At 68.6% G+C, this 14,749-nt stretch carries 13 protein-coding genes and 4 tRNA genes; 9 read left to right on the forward strand and 8 right to left on the reverse strand.

Annotation, left to right across the window (positions count from 1 at the left end; genetic code table 11):
• Positions 1-126: 126 nt before the first annotated feature.
• The 6 genes from lon (at position 127) to CGR01S_RS11030 (ending at position 3,905) form a co-directional block, all read left to right on the forward strand.
• Entirely contained in the window at positions 127-2,556 is a 2,430-nt protein-coding gene (lon, locus tag CGR01S_RS11005) for an endopeptidase La (RefSeq protein WP_042426671.1), read from the forward strand.
• 89 nt (positions 2,557-2,645) lie between these two features.
• Positions 2,646-2,721, forward strand: a tRNA-Gly gene (locus tag CGR01S_RS11010).
• Positions 2,722-2,772: 51 nt separating this feature from the next.
• Positions 2,773-2,846: transfer RNA gene (locus CGR01S_RS11015), tRNA-Cys, on the forward strand.
• 114 nt (positions 2,847-2,960) lie between these two features.
• Positions 2,961-3,036, forward strand: a tRNA-Gly gene (locus CGR01S_RS11020).
• A 135-nt stretch (positions 3,037-3,171) separates the two neighbouring features.
• Positions 3,172-3,263 (forward strand) — tRNA-Leu (locus tag CGR01S_RS11025).
• 15 nt (positions 3,264-3,278) lie between these two features.
• Positions 3,279-3,905: a DUF6806 family protein gene (locus CGR01S_RS11030; protein ID WP_042426674.1), complete on the forward strand. Its 627-nt coding sequence runs from the start codon at positions 3,279-3,281 to the stop codon at positions 3,903-3,905.
• Positions 3,906-3,961: 56 nt separating this feature from the next.
• Here the strand turns inward: CGR01S_RS11030 and murI are convergent, their stop codons facing one another.
• Positions 3,962-4,834 (reverse strand): glutamate racemase, encoded by an 873-nt coding sequence (murI, locus tag CGR01S_RS11035; protein ID WP_042426677.1) that lies wholly within the window; start codon positions 4,832-4,834, stop codon positions 3,962-3,964.
• A gap of 26 nt (positions 4,835-4,860) precedes the next feature.
• Positions 4,861-6,411: a fumarate hydratase gene (locus CGR01S_RS11040; protein WP_042426681.1), complete on the reverse strand. Its 1,551-nt coding sequence runs from the start codon at positions 6,409-6,411 to the stop codon at positions 4,861-4,863.
• A 120-nt stretch (positions 6,412-6,531) separates the two neighbouring features.
• On the opposite strand from CGR01S_RS11040, the gene fumC reads away from it, so the two are divergent.
• Both fumC and CGR01S_RS11050 read left to right on the forward strand, forming a co-directional pair.
• Positions 6,532-7,935, forward strand: coding sequence for a class II fumarate hydratase (gene fumC, locus CGR01S_RS11045; RefSeq protein ID WP_042426683.1), 1,404 nt, complete (start codon positions 6,532-6,534; stop codon positions 7,933-7,935).
• Positions 7,936-8,036: 101 nt separating this feature from the next.
• Positions 8,037-8,285: a DUF2249 domain-containing protein gene (locus CGR01S_RS11050; protein ID WP_042426686.1), complete on the forward strand. Its 249-nt coding sequence runs from the start codon at positions 8,037-8,039 to the stop codon at positions 8,283-8,285.
• A 76-nt stretch (positions 8,286-8,361) separates the two neighbouring features.
• Here CGR01S_RS11050 and mnmH read toward each other — a convergent pair whose 3' ends face one another.
• Complete coding sequence (mnmH, locus tag CGR01S_RS11055; RefSeq protein WP_042426690.1) at positions 8,362-9,411, reverse strand: tRNA 2-selenouridine(34) synthase MnmH; 1,050 nt, start codon at positions 9,409-9,411, stop codon at positions 8,362-8,364.
• A gap of 59 nt (positions 9,412-9,470) precedes the next feature.
• Here mnmH and selD point away from each other — a divergent pair, with 59 nt between their 5' ends.
• Positions 9,471-10,547, forward strand: coding sequence for a selenide, water dikinase SelD (gene selD, locus CGR01S_RS11060; protein ID WP_042426878.1), 1,077 nt, complete (start codon positions 9,471-9,473; stop codon positions 10,545-10,547).
• 92 nt (positions 10,548-10,639) lie between these two features.
• Here selD and bamC read toward each other — a convergent pair whose 3' ends face one another.
• The 5 genes from bamC to CGR01S_RS11080 are packed head-to-tail and all read right to left on the reverse strand — an operon-like array spanning position 10,640 to position 14,713.
• The gene (gene bamC / locus CGR01S_RS11065) at positions 10,640-11,734 is read right to left on the reverse strand and encodes an NlpB/DapX family lipoprotein (RefSeq protein WP_042426693.1); all 1,095 of its coding nucleotides are present in this window, start codon (positions 11,732-11,734) and stop codon (positions 10,640-10,642) included.
• A gap of 43 nt (positions 11,735-11,777) precedes the next feature.
• Entirely contained in the window at positions 11,778-12,674 is an 897-nt protein-coding gene (gene dapA, locus CGR01S_RS11070; protein WP_042426696.1) for a 4-hydroxy-tetrahydrodipicolinate synthase, read from the reverse strand.
• A 30-nt stretch (positions 12,675-12,704) separates the two neighbouring features.
• The gene (locus CGR01S_RS11075; RefSeq protein WP_042426699.1) at positions 12,705-13,283 is read right to left on the reverse strand and encodes a class I SAM-dependent methyltransferase; all 579 of its coding nucleotides are present in this window, start codon (positions 13,281-13,283) and stop codon (positions 12,705-12,707) included.
• Positions 13,284-13,326: 43 nt separating this feature from the next.
• Positions 13,327-13,482, reverse strand: coding sequence for a hypothetical protein (locus CGR01S_RS16855; RefSeq protein WP_169742456.1), 156 nt, complete (start codon positions 13,480-13,482; stop codon positions 13,327-13,329).
• 13 nt (positions 13,483-13,495) lie between these two features.
• Entirely contained in the window at positions 13,496-14,713 is a 1,218-nt protein-coding gene (locus tag CGR01S_RS11080) for an MFS transporter (RefSeq protein ID WP_042426702.1), read from the reverse strand.
• Between the last annotated feature and the right edge of the window lie 36 nt (positions 14,714-14,749).

A 14,749-nucleotide genomic window follows, 5' to 3' on the forward strand; every position in this document is an offset into this window, starting at 1 on the left:
GCTGGCGCGCCGGCACCGCTGCCGTGTATGCTGCAGCGTGATCGGTGTGCGGACTGTGGCGCTGCACATACGACTTGAAATCCGTCGTCGGCGGGCCATATTCCCGATAGTTAGATGAGGAATCCCATGTCCGGACATACCCCCTTGCCCTCCACCCCCGTCGAGCTGCCGCTGCTGCCGCTGCGCGACGTGGTCGTTTTCCCCCATATGGTGATTCCGCTGTTCGTGGGCCGCCCCAAGAGCATCAAGGCGCTGGAGCTGGCCATGGAGGCCGACCGCCGCATCATGCTCGTGGCCCAGAAGGCCGCCGCCAAGGACGAACCCTCCGTCAAGGACATGTTCGACGTGGGCTGCATCTCCACCATCCTGCAGATGCTCAAGCTGCCCGACGGCACGGTGAAGGTGCTCGTCGAAGGCCAGCAGCGCGCCCAGGTGCGCGACATCCAGGACGTGGAGACGCACTTCAACGCCACGGTGGCCCCCGTCGAGGCCATGCTGGAGGCCCATGCGCCGAGCGAGATCGAGGCGCTGCGCCGCGCGGTAATGCAGCAGTTCGACCAGTACGTCAAGCTCAACAAGAAGATTCCGCCCGAGATCCTCACCTCGATCGGCAGCATCGACGACCCGGGGCGCCTGGCAGACACCATTGCCGCGCACCTGCCGCTCAAGCTGGACAACAAGCAGGCCGTGTTGGACCTGGCCGACGTGAAGGAGCGCCTGGAAAACCTCTTTGAGCAGCTCAACCGCGAGGTCGACATCCTCAACGTGGACAAGAAAATCCGCGGCCGCGTCAAGCGCCAGATGGAGAAGAACCAGCGCGACTTCTACCTCAACGAGCAGGTCAAGGCCATCCAGAAGGAACTCGGCGAGGGCGAGGACGGCGCCGACCTCGAAGAGATCGAGAAAAAGATCAAGGCCGCCAAGATGCCCGCCGAGGCGCGCAAGAAGGCCGAGGGCGAGCTCAAGAAGCTCAAGCTCATGTCGCCCATGTCGGCCGAGGCCACCGTGGTGCGCAACTACATCGACGCCCTGGTCTCGCTGCCCTGGAGCAAGAAGACCAAGATCAAGCACGACCTGGGTCATGCCGAGGTGGTGCTCAATGAGGACCACTACGGCCTGGAAAAGGTCAAGGACCGCATCCTGGAATACCTTGCCGTGCAGCAGCGCGTGGACAAGGTCAAGGCGCCCATCCTGTGCCTGGTGGGCCCGCCGGGCGTGGGCAAGACCTCGCTGGGTCAGTCCATCGCCAAGGCCACGGGCCGCAAGTACGTGCGCATGGCGCTGGGCGGCATGCGCGACGAAGCTGAGATCCGCGGCCACCGCCGCACCTACATCGGTGCCATGCCGGGCAAGGTGCTGCAGAGCCTGCACAAGGTGGGCACGCGCAACCCCCTGTTCCTGCTCGACGAGATCGACAAGCTGGGCACGGACTTCCGCGGTGATCCGTCCAGTGCGCTGCTGGAGGTGCTCGACCCCGAGCAGAACCATACCTTCTCCGACCACTACATCGAGGTCGATTTCGACCTGTCGGATGTGATGTTCGTGGCCACGTCGAACTCCATGAACATCCCCCCGGCGCTGCTCGACCGCATGGAGGTCATCCGCCTCTCGGGCTACACCGAGGACGAGAAGGCCCGCATCGCCATGACCTACCTGCTGCCCAAGCAGATCCGGAACAACGGCGTGAAGGAAGGTGAGCTGGAGGTCACCGAGGCGGCGGTGCGCGACATGGTGCGCTACTACACGCGCGAGGCCGGCGTGCGCTCGCTCGAGCGCGAGCTCTCCAAGATCTGCCGCAAGGTGGTCAAGGGCCTGCTGCTCAAGAAGTACACGCCCCAGGTCGTGGTCACGCCCGACAACCTGCCCGACTTCCTGGGCGTGCGCAAGTACACCTACGGCCGCGCCGAGCAGCAGAACCAGGTGGGCCAGGTCGTGGGCCTGGCCTGGACCGAGGTCGGCGGCGACCTGCTCACGATCGAGGCGGCCACCATGCCGGGCAAGGGCGTGATCACGCGCACGGGCTCGCTGGGCGACGTGATGAAGGAGTCGGTCGAGACGGCGCGCACCGTGGTGCGCTCGCGCGCCCGCCTGCTGGGCATCAAGGACGAGGTGTTCGAGAAGAAGGACGTGCACATCCACGTGCCCGACGGCGCCACGCCCAAGGACGGCCCGAGCGCCGGGGCGGCCATGGTCACGGCCTTTGTCTCGGCGCTTACCGGCATCCCGGTGCGCGGCGACGTCGCCATGACGGGCGAGATCACCCTGCGCGGCGAGGTCACGGCCATCGGCGGTCTCAAGGAGAAGCTCCTGGCGGCGCTGCGCGGCGGCATCCGCACGGTGCTGATCCCCGAAGAGAACGTCAAGGACCTGCAGGAGATCCCGGACAACGTCAAGAGCGGCCTGGAGATCGTGCCCGTCAAGTGGATCGACAAGGTCCTCGAGGTGGCCCTGGAGCGCAAGCCCGTGCCGCTGACCGACGAGGAGGTGGCCGCCGCCGCGGCCGCTGCCGTGGCGGGCGAGGGCAAGGCCCTGCCCGCGCAATCCATCAAGCATTGAGATGCGGATTTTTTGCAAAACCACCCAAAAAATGCGCTACAATGCAAACACTGCAGACAAGCGTTGTATAATGTGAGGCTGTAGTCAATGCGGGAATAGCTCAGTTGGTAGAGCGCAACCTTGCCAAGGTTGAGGTCGAGAGTTCGAGACTCTTTTCCCGCTCCACATTTTCAGAAAAGGGAAGGCTTGCTCTTCCCTTTTTTGTCATAGGTTTGCGGCGCGGTAGCAAAGCGGTTATGCCCCGGATTGCAAATCCGGTTAGCCCGGTTCGACTCCGGGCCGCGCCTCCAGATGAATGGGCCCGGCGGACAGGCGGTGCAAATTTTCTGGAAAGTGCGTGAAAATGCACTATAATGCGAGGCTTGCCAGCCTAGGTCTGCGACAGCAGGTCGAACAGGCACCGTGCGGGAATAGCTCAGTTGGTAGAGCGCAACCTTGCCAAGGTTGAGGTCGAGAGTTCGAGACTCTTTTCCCGCTCCAGTTTGAAAAAGGGAAGCTTCGGCTTCCCTTTTGCTTTTGCGGAAACGGTGGCCAGGGCAGCTGCGGTGCCGGGCATTGCACGCACGGCGGTCCAGGGAGTACCCTGTGCCCGTGCGGGCAGAGCGGGCCTGGCGCGCCCCGATGGTGAAATTGGTAGACACTGCGGACTTAAAATCCGCCGCTTCCTGCAAAGGGGCGTGCCGGTTCGACCCCGGCTCGGGGCACCACCACTGAGAACGAACATGTCAAACTACAACGCTCCTTTTGAAATCCATGTGCATGGCCAGGTGCCCTTGCGCGCGGATGTCGGCTACGACCAGTTGCAGGAGGCCCTCAAGCCCTTGTGGAAGTACGCAGGCGCGCGCTCCCTGGCTGCCGGGGCGGCCAGCGCCTACGAAGAGGAGCCGGGCATCGAATTCGACGCCAAGACCCATCTGCTGCAGATCTGCTGGACGGTGCGGGGCGACGAGGATTTTCGCCAGTCGCTGGACGACCTGTGCATGGGCCTGAACGAGCTGGCCGAGCAGGGCGCTGCCCTGGAAGTGACCTTCTACGACACCGAGTTCGATGAGGACGAGGCCGACGCGGATGCCGAGGCGCGGGATGACTTCGTCATGCTGTTCGTGGGCCCCACGCCGGCGGCCATCATGCAGGCGCAGCGCGACCTGCTGGTGCAGGACGTGGTGAACATGATGGAGCGCCATTTCGACGGCTCGGAGCTCGGCGGCGTGGTCGCCGAGATCGACAAGCTGTTCACCCAGCGTTTCGATGCCCTGGTCAACTCGCTGGAGCTGGGCAAGCCACCGCGCGGTCCCGGCGGCCCGGCGGGCGGGCATGGCGGCGGCCGCCGCCCGCGCCACCTGCATTGAGCGGCGGTACCGGCCCAGGGCCGGCGCGCACTGGCAATGCCAGTGGGAGCGGGCCGTTAACGCGGATGCGGCACGTCCACCGTGGCGCAGCAGTGCGGCGGCAGTTGCAGCCAGCGCTGGGCGGCGTTTTGCAGCGGCTCCAGCGCGCCGGTGGTCAGCAGGGTGATGCGCTCCTGCGGCAGGGGCGGCAGCCCGCTCTCTGCGGCCAGGGTGCCGGCGGCCTGCAGCAGGCGGCGCGTCTGGCGCGCCACGGGCTCACCCGTGGCGATCAGCGTGACGCCGGGGCCCAGCAGGTCGCGCAGCACCTCCTGGGCGAAGACGTAGTGCGTGCAGCCCAGCACCAGGGTATCGATGTCTCCGGGATTTGAGCCAAATCGGCCCATAGCGCCCGTGTAGCGGGCGCAAAGCGCTCTTATTTCAGTAGCGTCCTGCACCGCGGCGGGCGGTACGGCCGTGCTGCGCTCGATGGCGTGGGCCAGGCCGTTGCAGGGCTGGACGATGAACTCCGCCTGCCCGTGCAGCGAGGCCAGCAACCGGGCGAACTTGTGGCTGCTGAGGGTGCCGCGCGTGCCGATCACGCCGATGCGCCCGGTGCGTGTCGCGGCCACGGCGGGCTTGAGCGCGGGCTCCACGCCCACCAGGGGCAGTTGCGGATGGCGTGCGCGCGCTTCGTGGATGGCGGCGGCCGTGGCCGTGTTGCAGGCCACGACCAAGGCCTTGATGTGGTGCTGCGTGCAGAGGTAGTCGCCAATGGCGTGCGTGCGCGCCGCCACGAAGGCGTCACCGCGCTCGCCGTAGGGCGCGTTGCCGCTGTCGGCCAGGTAGACGAAGCGCTCGTGCGGCAGCTCGGTGCGCAGCGCCTGCAGCACGCTCAGGCCGCCGACGCCGCTGTCGAACACGCCGATGGGCTGCTGCGCTGCGTCGGTCATGCGTGCGGCAGAGAGCGCCCGGGCGGTCAGCCGGCGTTGACGCTGATGCCCTTGAACTCGCCCGTGGCGATGCGCTTTTGCCACTCGGCCGGGCCGGTGATGTGGGCGCTGGTGCCGCCGGCGTCCACGGCCACGGTCACGGGCATGTCCACCACGTCGAATTCGTAGATGGCTTCCATGCCCAGATCGGCAAAGCCCACCACCTGGGCGCCCTTGATGGCCTTGGAGACCAGGTAGGCGGCGCCGCCCACGGCCATGAGGTAGGCGCTCTTGTGGTTCTTGATGGCCTCGATGGCGGCGGGGCCGCGCTCGGCCTTGCCCACCATGGCGATCAGGCCGGTGCTCGAGAGCATCATGTCGGTGAACTTGTCCATGCGCGTGGCGGTGGTCGGGCCGGCGGGGCCGACGACTTCATCGCGCACCGGATCGACGGGGCCGACGTAGTAGATCACGCGGTTGGTGAAGTCCACGGGCAGCTTCTCGCCCTTGGCCAGCATGTCCTGGATGCGCTTGTGCGCGGCGTCGCGGCCGGTGAGCATCTTGCCGTTGAGCAGCAGGGTCTGGCCGGGCTTCCAGCTCGCGACCTCTTCCTTGGTGAGCGTGTTGAGGTCCACGCGCTTGCTGGTCTCGGTGTTGGGCGCCCAGTCCACCTTGGGCCAGAGGTCCAGGCTGGGCGGGTCCATGTAGACCGGGCCGGAGCCATCCATCACGAAATGGGCGTGGCGCGTGGCCGCGCAGTTGGGGATCATGGCCACGGGCTTGCTGGCCGCGTGCGTGGGGTACATCTTGATCTTCACGTCCAGCACCGTGGTCAGGCCGCCCAGGCCCTGCGCGCCGATGCCCAGGGCGTTGACCTTCTCGAACAGCTCCAGGCGCAGCTCTTCCACCTGCGTGAGCTTCTCGCCCCGCGCGCTCTTGGCCTGCAGCTCGTACATGTCCAGGTCGTCCATCAGGCTTTCCTTGGCCAGCAGCACGGCCTTTTCGGCCGTGCCGCCGATGCCGATGCCCAGCATGCCCGGCGGGCACCAGCCGGCACCCATGGTGGGCACGGTCTTGAGCACCCAGTCCACCAGGTTGTCGCTGGGGTTCATCATGACCATCTTGGACTTGTTCTCGCTGCCGCCGCCCTTGGCCGCGACGGTGATGTCCAGGGTGTCGCCGGCCACGATCTCGGTGAAGATGACGGCGGGCGTGTTGTCCTTGGTGTTCTTGCGCGCGAACAGCGGGTCGGCCACCACGCTGGCGCGCAGCGTGTTGTCGGGGTGGTTGTAGCCGCGGCGCACGCCTTCGTTGACGGCGTCTTCCAGGCTGCCGGTGAAGCCTTCCCAGCGCACGTTCATGCCCACCTTGAGGAAGACGTTGACGATGCCCGTGTCCTGGCAGATGGGGCGGTGGCCGTAGGCGCTCATCTTGCTGTTGGTCAGGATCTGCGCCATGGCGTCCTTGGCGGCGGGACTTTGCTCGCGCTCATAGGCGCGGGCCAGGTGCTGGATGTAGTCGGCCGGGTGGTAGTAGCTGATGTACTGCAGCGCGGCGGCGATGGACTCGATCAGGTCTTCTTGGCGGATGGTCGTCATGGCGTGGGGGAGGGGGAACGGGTGTCGCGAAACCCCCGATTATCCCCCCGGGGCTTGCATGGATCTGTCGCCCTGCAGGGGGCCGGGGTATGCTGCGGCCGTGTCTACCCGGGAGCCGCCATGTCCAGCCTTGCCGCATCCAGCCACGCCACGCGCACCGAGCGCGACAGCTTCGGCCCCATCGAGGTGCCGCGCGAGCGGCTCTGGGGCGCGCAGACCCAGCGCTCGCTGCAGCATTTCGCCATCTCGGGCGAGCGCATGGCGCCCGAGCTGCTGTGCGCGCTCGCCCAGGTCAAGCGCGCCTGTGCCTACGTGAACCACCGCCTGGGCCTGCTCGACGCGGGCAAGACCACGGCCATCGTCGCTGCGGCGGACGAGATCATCGCGAACGGGCCGGGGGCGGAGTTTCCGCTCGTGGTCTGGCAGACGGGCTCGGGCACGCAGACGAACATGAACATGAACGAGGTGCTCGCCAACCGCGCGAGCGAGCTGCTCGGCGGCGCCCGCGGGCCGGCACGCCTGGTGCACCCGAACGACGAGGTGAACCTGAGCCAGTCGAGCAACGACGTCTTCCCCACGGCCATGCACGTGGCGGCCGTGGATGCGCTGCTGCACCGCCTGCTGCCCGCGCTGCAGGCCCTGCGCGCCACGCTGGCGGGCAAGGCCGAGGCGTTTGCCGACGTGGTGAAGATCGGCCGCACGCACCTGCAGGACGCCACGCCGGTGACGCTGGGCCAGGAGATCTCGGGCTGGGTGGCGCAGCTCCAGCACGCCGAGCAGCATGTGCGCGCTGCGCTGCCGCACCTGTGCGAGCTGGCCCTGGGCGGCACGGCCGTGGGCACCGGGCTCAACGCCCCGCCGGGCTACGCCCAGGCCGTGGCGCAGGAGCTGGCCGACCTGACGGGCATGCCCTTCGTGACGGCGCCGAACAAGTTCGAGGCCCTGGCCAGTTGCGACGCCCTGGTGCACGCGCATGGCGCGCTCAAGACCCTGGCCGCCAGCCTGATGAAGATCGCCAACGACGTGCGCTGGCTCGCCAGCGGGCCGCGCAGCGGGCTGGGGGAGATCAGCATCCCGGAGAACGAACCGGGCTCGTCCATCATGCCCGGCAAGGTCAACCCCACGCAGTGCGAGGCGCTGACCATGCTGTGCTGCCAGGTGCTGGGCAACGACGTGGCCATCAACATCGGCGGGGCCAGCGGCAACTTCGAGCTCAACGTGTTCCGCCCCCTGGTGGCGCACAACTTCCTGCAGAGCGTGCGCCTGCTGGCCGACGGCATGCGCAGCTTCGATCAGCATTGCGCCGTGGGCATAGAGCCGCAGCGCGCGCGCATCGCCGAGCTGCTGGAGCGCTCGCTGATGCTGGTGACTGCGCTCAACCCGCACATCGGCTACGACAAGGCCGCGCAGATCGCCAAGGCCGCGCACCAGCAGGGCCTGAGCCTGCGCGCCGCGGCCATTGCCAGCGGCCATGTGACGGCCGAGCAGTTCGACGCCTGGGTGCAGCCTGCGCGCATGGTGTAGGGACGTGTTGGCGGTCTTTGCCTGGCGCCCGCGGCCCGGCAAAGGCACGGCGCGGGAAACCGGCGTATACTTAAAGTTCATTTCACATGAATGTTTAAGCCATGCACGACCATTCCACCCCTGAAGCCATCTACCCGTTCGATGCCCGCGGCGTTGCCAAGCGGTTTCGCCATGCGGCCATTTTTGGTGCGCTCGACGCGCTGCACCCGGGCGAGACCATGCGTTTCGTGAACGACCACGACCCCCTGCCGCTGCTGCACCAGATGCAGATGCGCTATGGCAATGGCGTGCGCATCGAGTACCGCCAGCGCGAGCCCGGCGCCATCCTGATCGACTTCATCCGCGAATAAGATTCGCTATCAAAAAAATAGCTTCCAACGCTTGTATATAGGGCGCTGGAAGCTGTTTTTATATGTATTGCTCCGCTCAGGGCAGCGCCAGGATCTGGCACGCCAGCGCCTCGATGCCGGCGTCCGTGAGGCTGTCGGCGCGCACCGTCCGGCGCTGTGCCCACTGGTGCAAATGGGTGCTTTGCGAGCGGGCGTACAGTGGGTCGTAATGCAGCGCCATGAGCTCCGCGAACAGGGGCTGCAAGGCCCCTTCTGCAGCCCAGGCCTGCCAGCGCTCGATGACCTGGCGCCCATGCAGCTCGCACAGCGTGCCCAGCAGCCCTGCCAGCGCCGCGCGGTCCTGGCCCAGGTGGGCGTATTCGCGCAGCAGAAAGGCCAGGCGCTCGCCGGTATCGGCCTCGATGGCGATGCACGGGCTGGCGCGCAGGTGGCGGATCAGCGGCAGCGGCACCGTCAGGCGGCCGATGCGGCTGCTCTCGGCCTCCACGTACACGGGGCGCTGCAGGTCCAGGCCTTCGATCTGCGCGGCGATCAGCGTCTCGAACGCCGTTTGCGCGGGCTGGGCCACGCCGGGCAGTGCGCCGAGCACCGAGCCGCGGTGGCGCGCGCAGGCCTCCAGGTCCAGGGTCTGCGCGCCCAGGGCGGCCAGGGCATGCAGCACGCGCGTCTTGGCGCTGCCCGTGGGGCCGCTGAGCACGCGCAGAGGCAGTTGCGGGCTGAGCGTCTCCAACTGGGTGATCACATGGCGGCGCCAGGACTTGTAGCCGCCCGCGAGCTGCTGCGCATCCCAGCCCACCAGGCGCAGCCAGGTGACCATGGAGCCGCTGCGCATGCCGCCGCGCCAGCAGTACACCAACGGCCGCCAGGAGGCGGGCTTGTCAGCAAACTGCTCCCGCAAATGGCGCGCCAGGTTGGCCGCCACGAAAGCGCCGCCCACGCGCCGCGCCTCGAAGGCGCCCTGCTGCTTGTACAGCGTGCCGACGATGCGCCGCTCCTCGTCGTCGAGCACGGGGCAGTTGATGGCGCCTGGCAGGTGGTCGAGCGCGAATTCGGCCGGCGAACGGGCGTCGATCAGGGCGTCGAAGGCATGCCGTTCGTGCACGCGCACAGGGCCGCGGTGGCTCATGGGAGAACTCCAGTGGAGAGGGGCGGGGAGCCAGCCCGGCTGGCACAATGGCCGCCACCATGACCGACTCCGCACCCGTAATCGAAGAAACCATCAAGCTCACCCAGTTCGCCCATGGCGGCGGGTGCGGCTGCAAAATTGCGCCGGGCTTGCTGCGCGAGATTCTGGCACGCGCGCCGCAGGGCCTGGTGCCGCCCGAACTGCTGGTGGGCACGGAAACCAGCGACGACGCCGCCGTCTACCGTCTCAACGATGCGCAGGCGCTGGTCGCCACCACGGACTTCTTCACCCCCATCGTCGATGATCCCTACGACTTCGGCCGCATCGCCGCGACGAATGCGCTGTCGGACATCTACGCCATGGGCGGCACGCCCATCCTGGCGCTGGCCGTGGTGGGCATGCCCATCGCCAAGCTGGCGCCCGAGGTCATCGGCCGCGTGCTCGAAGGCGGCGCGTCCGTGTGCCGCGAGGCGGGCATCCCCATCGCCGGGGGGCATTCCATCGACGTGCTCGAACCCATCTACGGCCTCGTGGGCCTGGGCCTGGTGCACCCGGACCGCGTGCGGCGCAACGCCGACGCGCAGGCGGGCGATGCGCTGGTGCTGGGCAAGCCGCTGGGCGTGGGCGTGCTCTCGGCGGCGCTGAAGAAGGGCCTGCTCGACGCCGCAGGCTATGCCGAGATGCTGCGCCACACCACCCAGCTCAACCGCGTGGGGAGCGCCCTGGCGCAGATCGACGGCGTGCACGCCATGACCGACGTGACGGGCTTCGGCCTGGCCGGCCATTTGCTGGAGATCAGCCGGGGCTCGGGCGTGTCGGCGCGCGTGGAGCTGGCGCGCCTGCCCTTGATCGCCAGCGCCGTGCACTGGGCGCAGCAGGGCGTGCTCACGGGCGCCTCGGCGCGCAACTGGGCGGCCTATGGGCACGAGGTGCACTGGCCGGCCCAGGCGCCCGAGTGGCTGCGCGCGCTGTGCACCGACCCGCAGACCAGCGGCGGCCTGCTGGTGAGCTGCGCCCCCGCGGCCGTGCCGGCCGTGCTGCAGGCTTTCGCGGCGGATGGCTTTGCTCAGGCGGGCGTGGTGGGGCAGATGCAGGCGGCTGCGCCGGCCGACGGGCCCCTGCTGGTCTTTGCGTGACGCGCGGCGCGCGCGCCTGAAACGCGGCGCGGGCTGGTGGCTGGTTGCCGCCGTGGCGCCGCGCGGCGCCAGGGGGATGGGCAGGGAACGGCTTACTTCAGGTCGTCGGCGAGCACGCGCACGATGTTCTCGGCGTTGGCCGAGGTCTCGGGCGCACCGGCGGCGTTGAGCACCGACACCGTGGTGGCCTCGCCCTGGCTGCGCACCACGATGCGGTACTTGAGCGGCGCAACAGCCTTTTCCGACGAACCAAAGCTCAGCAGCTTGCCCAGGAAGCCGGGCTCCTTCTTGTCGGCCTTGGGGGCCACGTAGCGCACGTAGTACAGGCCCTGGCTGCGGTCGCGGTCTTCCACGGTGAAGCCCGTGCGGTCCAGCGCCTGGCCCACGCGGCGCCAGGCGCGGTCGAAGCCCTCGTCGATCTGCACCACGGGCGCGCCGTTGGCGCTGGCCACGCGCGCTGCGGGCGGGCGGGCGGCACTGGAGGCGGCGGCCGCCTGGGCCTGCTCCTGGCTCACCCCCAGCTTGACCATGAGGCGGCGCACGAATTCGGCCTCCAGCTCGGGGTCGGCCGGGCGGGGCTGCCAGACGGTGGACTCCTTGGTGGAGGTGTTGAACACCTCCTGCATGCCGCGGTGGCTGATGTAGATCTCGGTGCCGCCCTGGGCATTGCGCTCCAGGCGCGTGCGGAACTTGTCGCGCTCGCCCGTGGAGTAGAGCGAATCGAGCACCTTGCCCAGCGTGCTGCGGATCAGGTCCTGCGGGATCTTGGCGCGGTTCTCGGCCCAGTCGGTTTCCATGATGCCCAGGTTGGCCTGGTCCAGCGCCAGCGTGAAGCCGTTTTCCAGCCAGAACTCGCGCACCGGCTCCCACAGCTTGTCGGCCGGGCGGTTGACGACCAGCCAGCGCTGGTTGCCGTTGCGCTCGACGCGCACGTCGCCCAGGGTGGTGGCGGCCGTCTGCGGCCCCGAGGGCTGTGCGGCCTGGCTGGCGGCCAGGGCGTTGGCCGAGACCGAACTGCCGGGCACGGCGTAGCGCGTGTCGCGCGAGAGCTGGCGCAGGTCGGGCGGCACCTCCAGCGAAGTGCCCTTGGCGGAGCTCTTGTAGTCGATCTTGTCGCCCTCCAGCACGGAGCAGGCGCCCAGGGCGAGGGTCAGGCCAAGCAGGCCCAGGCTAGCGATGGATTTCACGCGGCAATCCTCTTGAAAACGGGGGGCAGGGAGCAGCCAGGGGTCACAGCAGGCCGGCGGCGCGCAGTGCGCCCTCGACCACGCCTTCGCTGCTGCGCGACAGCGGCGTCATGGGCAGGCGCAGGGTGCCGCCGCACAGGCCCAGGCGGGCCATGGCCCACTTCACGGGGATGGGGTTGGCCTCGACGAACAGGTGCTTGTGCACGGGCAGGAGCTGGAACTGGATTTCCATGGCGCGCTTGACGTCACCGGCGATGGCAGCCACGCACAGCGCGTGCATGAGGCGCGGGGCGATGTTGGCCGTCACGCTGATATTGCCCTGGCCGCCGCACAGCATCAGGGCCACGGCGGTGGGGTCGTCGCCCGAGTAGACGGCAAAGCCCTTGGGCACGTCGCGGATCAGCCACTGCGCGCGCTCGATGTTGCCCGTGGCCTCCTTGATGCCGATGATGCCCGGCACCTGCGCCAGGCGCAGCACGGTGTCGTGCTGCATATCGGCCACGGAGCGGCCGGGCACGTTGTAGAGCACGATGGGCAGGTCGCCCGTGGCCTCGGCGATGGCCTTGAAGTGCTGGTACTGGCCCTCTTGCGTGGGCTTGTTGTAGTAGGGCACGACCTGCAGCTGGCTGTTGGCGCCCACCTTGCGGGCGAACTTGGCCAGTTCGATGGCCTCTGCCGTCGAGTTGGCGCCGCAGCCCGCCATGATGGGCACGCGCCCGGCGGCCTGCTCGACGGATACGCGGATGATCTCGCAGTGCTCCTCCACGTTCACCGTGGGCGACTCGCCCGTCGTGCCGACCACGCCAATGCAGTCCGTGCCCTCCTGGATATGCCAGTCGATGAGTTTGCGCAGGCTCGCGTAGTCCACGCTGCCGTCTTCGAGCATGGGGGTGACAAGGGCGACGATGCTGCCGGTGAGGGGGGCGGTGGGAGTGGTCATGTCCGCGGCAAAAAACGGTAAAGGGGCATTCTAACTATGCAGCCGGTACCTGAGGGGGCCCGCGGCGCCGGCGGCCGGGCGCACGGCGGCGATGCGCTGCACGAAGCGCGCGGGCGCATCCACAAAGCCGTCCTCGTAGGCCACGGTGCGCAGGTCCGTGCAGGCGCGCAGCAATTCGCCCGGCTGCAGCAGAAACTCGGGCCGCGCGGGGCGGCCCACCGTCTCCTGGCCCTGGGCAAAGGTCTCGTAGATCAGCACGCCGCCCGGCGCCACGCACTGCACGATGGCGGGCTGCAGGGGGCGCCAGAGGTAGTTCGTCACCACCACGCCGCCGAACTGGCGCCCCGCCAGCGGCCAGGCGCCGTTCTCGATGTCGGCGGCAATGGCCTCGCCCTCCCGGGCCGCCGCCTGCACGGCCTGGGGGTCGCGGTCCACGCCTGTCACCGGGTGGCCCTGCGCCCGGAACCAGCGCAGGTGCCGGCCCGCGCCGCAGGCCAGGTCGAGCACCGGCGCGCCGGGCGGCACCAGGTGCGCCCAGCGGCGCACCCAGGCCGAGGGCGCATCCGGCCCCGGAGCGGGGGGTGCGGGTGGTGATGTTATTGAAGTCATAGCTGATCGCGCTTGTCCGGCGGGCGCTGGAGCCACTTTGGGCTTAGAAACAGGCCCAGACCTGGTCGGCCAGCATGCGCATGAATTCCGGGTCGCGGTAGAGCTGCAGCACCAGCAGCAGCACGAGCAGGGCCGCGGCTGCGCCCAGCCAGCGGCGCCAGCGCGGCGCTGTGCGGGGGGTGGGGGAGGGCGTGTCCATGGCCGCGGGGCCCTCAGGCGGGTTGTGGCGCCGTGCGCACCAGCGGGCGCTCGCGCACGGGCAGGTTGACCAGGCAGGCGAGCACGCCCAGGCCGATGGAGATGTACCAGACGATGTCGTAGCTGCCCGTGCGGTCGTACAGCACGCCGCCCAGCCATACGCCCATGAAGCTGCCGATCTGGTGGCTGAAGAACACCAGGCCGCCCAGCATGGACAGGTGCTGCACGCCGAAGATCTGCGCGATGGTGGCGTTGGTGGGCGGCACGGTGGACAGCCACAGCACGCCCATCACGGCCGAGAACACGTACACCGACATGGGCGAGATCGGCACCAGCAGGAACACCACGATGACCACCGAGCGTGCCAGGTAGATGAAGGCCAGGATGAAGCGGCGCGGCATGCGCTGGCCCAGCGAGCCCGCGATGTAGGTGCCGAACACGTTGAACAGCCCGATCAGCGCCAGCGAGAAGCTCGCCACCTGGGGCGAGAGGCCCAGGTCCTTGATGTAGCTGGGCATGTGCACGGCGATGAACACCACCTGGAAGCCACAGACGAAGTAGCCCAGCGTCAGCAGCGTGAAGCTGGGCGTGCGCAGTGCCTCCGTCAGCGCCTGGCCCACGGTCTGGCTGCGCTGCGCGGGCGCCGTGCCCTGGAAGCCCGGCTCGCGCAGGCCCAGCGCCAATGGCACGATCAGCAGCACCAGCAGCGCGAGCGCCAGCAGCGCGTCCTGCCAGCCCAGGCGGGTGATCAAGAAGCCTTCCACCGGCACCATGAGGAACTGCCCGAACGAGCCCGCCGCTGCCGCCACGCCCATGGCCCAGGAGCGCTTCTCGGGTGCGATCTGGCGCCCCAGCACGCCGTAGATCACGGCATAGGTGGTGCCCGCCTGCGCCGCGCCGATGAGCACGCCCGCGGTGAGCGCAAACAGCAGCGTGCTGGGCGACAGCGCCATGCCCACCAGGCCCAGGCCGTAGAGCGCGGCCCCGCCCACCAGCACGCGGAAGGCGCCGAAGCGGTCGGCCGCCATGCCGGCGAACACGCCGAACAGGCCCCAGGCGATGTTCTGTATGGCCAGGGCCAGCGCAAAGGATTCGCGCGTCCAGCCCATGGCCTGGGTGATGGGCTGCAGCCACAGGCCGAAGCCGTGGCGTATGCCCATGGACAGGGTGACGACGGCGGCGCCGCAGGCCAGCACCTGCACCATGGAGAGTTTGGGGGGAGCGTTGTGCATATGCACAAATGGTAACGGGCTTGCGCCGTTTGCGCT

This window comes from Comamonas granuli NBRC 101663, from assembly GCF_000739995.1.
Classification (GTDB): Bacteria; Pseudomonadota; Gammaproteobacteria; order Burkholderiales; family Burkholderiaceae_C; genus Simplicispira; species Simplicispira granuli.